The sequence below is a fragment of the Streptomyces sp. NPDC058231 genome (assembly GCF_042882275.1).
GTDB lineage: Bacteria > Actinomycetota > Actinomycetes > Streptomycetales > Streptomycetaceae > Streptomyces.
Genome location: NZ_JBHVWN010000141.1, coordinates 1 through 4,602, shown reverse-complemented (window position 1 = coordinate 4,602; position 4,602 = coordinate 1). Strand labels below are relative to the sequence as shown.

The 4,602-nt window shown below is 66.9% G+C and carries 6 protein-coding genes, 1 tRNA gene and 1 pseudogene; 3 read left to right on the top strand and 5 right to left on the bottom strand.

Translation table 11 applies throughout. The features are described 5' to 3' along the window. Positions 1–180 precede the first annotated feature (180 nt). Positions 181–513, top strand: coding sequence for a hypothetical protein (locus tag ACFVXE_RS38630; RefSeq protein WP_389678438.1), 333 nt, complete (start codon positions 181–183; stop codon positions 511–513). Here the strand turns inward: ACFVXE_RS38630 and ACFVXE_RS38625 are convergent. The 3 genes and pseudogenes from ACFVXE_RS38625 to ACFVXE_RS38615 form a co-directional block, all read right to left on the bottom strand. After that, positions 495–568: transfer RNA gene (locus ACFVXE_RS38625), tRNA-Met, on the bottom strand. The genes ACFVXE_RS38630 and ACFVXE_RS38625 overlap by 19 nt on opposite strands. Positions 569–767: 199 nt before the next feature. After that, positions 768–908: a hypothetical protein gene (locus ACFVXE_RS38620; RefSeq protein WP_389678439.1), complete on the bottom strand. Its 141-nt coding sequence runs from the start codon at positions 906–908 to the stop codon at positions 768–770. Positions 909–960: 52 nt separating this feature from the next. Continuing rightward, positions 961–1,451 (bottom strand): annotated as a pseudogene (locus ACFVXE_RS38615) (alpha/beta hydrolase fold domain-containing protein); the annotation flags it as partial. 82 nt (positions 1,452–1,533) lie between these two features. Between ACFVXE_RS38615 and ACFVXE_RS38610 the strand changes: the two are divergent. Further along, a complete protein-coding gene (locus ACFVXE_RS38610) occupies positions 1,534–2,049 on the top strand; it encodes a hypothetical protein (protein ID WP_389678436.1) in 516 nt (171 codons plus the stop codon). Positions 2,050–2,167: 118 nt separating this feature from the next. Continuing rightward, positions 2,168–2,956 carry a hypothetical protein gene (locus tag ACFVXE_RS38605; RefSeq protein WP_389678435.1) on the top strand — a complete coding sequence of 263 codons (789 nt, stop codon included), beginning with the start codon at positions 2,168–2,170 and terminating at the stop codon, positions 2,954–2,956. A gap of 304 nt (positions 2,957–3,260) precedes the next feature. Here the strand turns inward: ACFVXE_RS38605 and ACFVXE_RS38600 are convergent, their stop codons facing one another. After that, the gene (locus ACFVXE_RS38600; protein ID WP_389678434.1) at positions 3,261–3,560 is read right to left on the bottom strand and encodes a hypothetical protein; all 300 of its coding nucleotides are present in this window, start codon (positions 3,558–3,560) and stop codon (positions 3,261–3,263) included. A gap of 597 nt (positions 3,561–4,157) precedes the next feature. Continuing rightward, on the bottom strand, positions 4,158–4,496 hold the full coding sequence (locus tag ACFVXE_RS38595; protein ID WP_389678433.1) for a hypothetical protein: 339 nt from the start codon (positions 4,494–4,496) through the stop codon (positions 4,158–4,160). Positions 4,497–4,602 lie beyond the last annotated feature (106 nt).

Sequence of the window (4,602 nt, the reverse complement as noted above, 5' to 3'; positions counted from 1 at the left end):
TCCACAGGCGGATCCTCACACGTCGGCACGGTCCGCCCCAAGCAAATGGCATCGCGCCAGTTACCAAACACCCCCGCCAGGACAAAACGCTCTTTTAGACGTCGTTTCCTTTGGTTGAAGCATGCCGTTGACCGGCAAGTTGGGTGTCAGAGCGGTGTAAGAGCCTCGCGGGCATGACTTATGACCTGGCTGTCCGGGAAGGCGAGAGGCCGGCGGACGACAAGACCGCCGGCCGGGTCTTCAGCGGCCTACGACCACTACATCGACAGCGAGACGGAAGAGCTTCCGTCCGAACGCATAGCGGCTTACGTGGCCGTGCTGCTTGAGCGATGGTGTGACATCAGCGAGGACGAGGAGGACACCTCGCCTTGGTCGACCGGTCCGTTGATTGGCGAGGCCAGTGGTCCGCTGATCTACTTTGCCATGCGGTGGAGGGGATCGTCCAGGAAAGGCGAGAGGACCCGGATCGTGTGGATCCGGGTCCTCTTCATCAGTAGCGGGGACAGGATTTGAACCTGCGACCTCTGGGTTATGAGCCCAGCGAGCTACCGAGCTGCTCCACCCCGCGTCGGTATCCCCCACTCTACGCCATCACAGCAGGCGCCGAAGACCACTGCCTGACGCCGGGCCGCTGTGCGGCGAGGCCACACCGGGCCGGCTCCGGTCCCCACCGCGGCGCCGCCCGGCCACAGGGGCACGTCGCACCCCTGGCACCGGCGCATGCCCCGGTGCCCGGCGGCCCGCTGTCGCTCCCGGGCTCCGCAAGGTCAGACACCGGTGCCGAGGACCTGCCTGAGCGTGGCGATGGCCTGGGCGACCGCCCTGCGGGCCGCCCGTGTGGACGAGGGCGCGTTGAGCGTGACGAAGTCGTGTGTGGTCCCGCTGTACCGGGTTGCGGTGACCGCCACACCGGAACAGCACCTGCTGGGTGAACGAGACGTCTCTGCGTTCCTTGGCCAGCAGGGTCAGGGCCGCGGTCATGTTGCCGCCCACCGAGTCGCCGGCGCCGGCCAGTCGTGCGGGGTCGATGCCGTGGTCGGCTCCCTGGCTCGTCAGCCATCGGGCCACCGTGTAGCACTCCGCCAACGCGATGGGGTGGTGCGCCTGAGGGGACAGCGTGTATTCGGGAAGACCAGGGCGGTCCGCGCGCCCACTGCCGGCTCGCGCACCAGCCGGTCGTGCGCGTGGGAACTGCCGAAGACCCAGCCGCCGCCGTGGATGTACAACGTGGCGGGCAGCAGGCCGGCGACTCCCCTGGACGCAGGATGCGCACCGCGACACTGCCCTTCGGTCCGCCGGAGACCGCGACCCAGCGGTCGTCGATCTCCGGCTTGTCGAACGCTGCGGACTGTGCCTTCTCCAGCGCCTTGCGGCTCTGCACGGGTCCCAGGTCGAACGGGAACGGTGGGGACGCGGTCGCCTCGGTGAGTACCTGTTTCTGGTCCGGTCATGACAGGTGGGTAGGGTCGATGTCGTGACAGTTCCGTCGCTATCCGATTCCGCGGGGAGCCCGCTCATCGTGAGGACTCAGGTTTGACGAGCAACGTCGACCCTGCGAGAAGCGGTCCGCGGTATGCCGATGAGCTGACGACCGACATTGTGTGGGAGATCGGCGACTTCCTGCTCCCTCGGCTGGAGCGAGCGGCAAGTACCCACCCGGCAGACAGCGAGGAGGGCATCACTGCCTCGGCACTCGCCGAAGCGGTAGCCACACTGGTCCTCACCTTGGAGCAGGCCATCAACGGCGGAACGCCCGGCCGTGTCCGTGTCCGGGTTGGGATTCCAGTGCCTCCGCCGCTCCCCGAGGAGGAGCGCCGGGTACGAGGGGAGGAGCGGCTGGAGCGCCTCCGTGACGATTGGAACCACCTGTGCACACTCGCGGGCTACTGGCACTTTGTACCTGGATATCAGGGAACCCGCTGGTGCAAGCTCAACTTCCGCGACGCTGAACATGAGCGCTGGTACGACCAGCAGCTGTCCTACCGCCATCTGGAGAGCCGCGTCATTCGACCACCGGTGCAGGGACCCCTGTGGCGCAAGGATCTCTGACTCAGGCAGCCTGGACCAGATCGGTCGCGGCTGATCGGCTTGTGCTCCGGATTCCAGGACCACGGGTGATGCGGTGGGTCATGAGAGTGATGGCGGCCCATGTGATGAGGGCTTCCTGTTGACTGAACTCGCCTCGATCGCCGCCTACGACCCCCACGAACGCGTCTGGAACCCGGCGATGCCGCTGCTGTTCCAGCACCGGATCGGCATCGAAACCAGAGCGATGCACCCGACCTGCCTCCGGGCATACGTTGCCCAGACCTTGGTCGGCACGGGTCTGACCGACGCGAGCGGCGAGCCGCTGACCATGCAGCCGCACGACTTCCGAAGAATCTTCATCACAGACGCGGTGATGAACGGCATGCCTCCCCACATCGCGCAACTCGTCGCCGGCCACCGCGTGATCGACACGACCATGGGCTACCTCGCGGTCTACCCACAGGAGGTCATCGAAGCCCACCGGGCCTTCATCGTCCGCCGCCGGGCCACCCGGCCCAGTGAGGAATACCGCACGCCCACCGATGAGGAATGGGACTCCTTCCTCGGCCACTTTGAGAAGCGCAAACTCTCCATCCGGACTTGCGGCCGGGCCTTCTCTACCCCTTGCGTCCATGAGCACGCCTGTTTGAGATGTGCCATGCTCCGACCCGATCCTGCTGAACGGCCCCGGCTCGTCGACATCCGCGGCAACCTCACCGACCGCATCGCCGAGGCCAGACGGGAAGGCTCGCTCGGTGAAGTCGAAGGCCTCGAGACCAGCCACGCCGGCGCCGAGGACAAGCTCTCCCAGATGGACGCTGTCACAGCCCGCGCGGCCAAGGCGGTCGATCTCGGGATGCCCACCTTCCACCAGATCGCTGGACGCGCTATCAACACCCAAAGGCCGCCACCGTCGTCCGCTCCATGAGCGACGTGTCAGAAAGGCACGTCCACGCCAGCTTCGCGGAGATAGGACAAAGCGCGGGACAAACACTCGTGGGCTGTGGCTCCGTCGGCCCGCATTGGTTGGCTCAACGGGCCACCACCAGCGGTGAACGTCCATGCGGGCCTCTGGTCCCGCAACCGCTCTGCGTCCACCCTGATCGCGGCGTCCACACCTTGCTCGCCCAACCACTCCAGGATGGGCAACACCGCGTCCTCGACGCCGCTGCCCTGATCGATCTTCGGCCACCGGCCTCGACTCACTGTCACAAACCCAACCTTACGATCGATCAGGCATCCGCAAAGCCGCACCACTCGTCGATCGTTTCTCTGGATGCGTCCGCCCACGCGGTCGCGGTGCCGCGAGTATGCGCAAGTACGGGCCGGTGCCCGTCCAGGGCGACGGGGCGGACATCGAGGCTGAGGTACTTCCGGACGACCCGCCTGTCCGGCCGGTTCGTCCTCCTGCGGTCTGCTGCAGGCAGCATTGCGGCGGCGGACAGCCCGGCACGAAGGCCCAGACTCCTGGCCCGTACCCCCACGTCACCGCCGTCCGTACCCATGACCACATCAAGGAGGGGTACGGCCATCCGTCGCAGCGGACCGTGTCAAGCGTCCACGGCGCTTCGCGGAGCCTGCCGGATGTCGTTCGGGCGTCGCACGGACCATGGCGATCGGTTTGTTCAGGTGTAGGTGTCGCAGGCAGCATGCCTTGCCCGCCTTGTCTCGGGTGTCTCATCTGTACGCACGCCAAGGTGACGAGTGCATGGGAAAGCGGGTCCCGTGCTGCGGTCTCACGCCCTGCGGCATGGGACCGCGGCCAAGGGTGTTGCGGGACCCGCCGTTTGAGGGGCCGTATGAGGTCGGCCCGGTATCGAAAGTGTTCAGGAGCAGGCGGCTTGGGGCGCTCGTGGACGCGACGCACAAGGCGGCCGCGCAGAACAGCCCGGAGGTGAGCTGCCTGGCCGCCCGGCCAAGAGGAGTGCATCGACCCGGCCGGGCGCGGCCTGCTAGGGCATGTTTCGAAAGTAGCGCCGTCCGCCCGGAGGGCGGGCTCGGCGGCGTCTGGTGCGTGCGATCGCAAGGCGGAGGGTCGCCCCGATACTGGATGTATCGGGGTGATCCCGACAACGCGGCGAGCGTGCGTGCGAGACGTCGCCGAGCAGGCGGGACTTCCGAAACACGCCCTAGCGGAGCGACCGGAAGCCGGTGCGGACCTCGTTGACGAAGAGCTCGGGCTGCTCCCAGGCGGCGAAGTGGCCGCCCTTGGGGAGCCGGTTGTAGTGGACGAGGTTCGAGTAGGCCTGCTGTGTCCAGCTCTTGGGGGCCTGGTAGAGCTCGTCGGGGAAGACGCTGACGGCGACCGGGAGCTCGACGTTGTTGATGCCGAAGAACGGGGTCGTGTTCTCCGCGTAGAGGCGGGCGGCGGAGATCGCCGTGTTGGTCAGCCAGAACAGGGTGATGTTGTCCAGGACGTCGTCGCGGGACAGGCCCTCGGTCACGCCGTCGAAGGCCCGGGTGATCATGGCCAGGCTCTTAGTGGTGGTTTGTTAAACCGGGGAGTAGAGATCAAGTGGGTGGCCTGCGCCGACGGCGTTGATCAGGGCTTGGAGTTCGGGTGGCGGGGGTGCG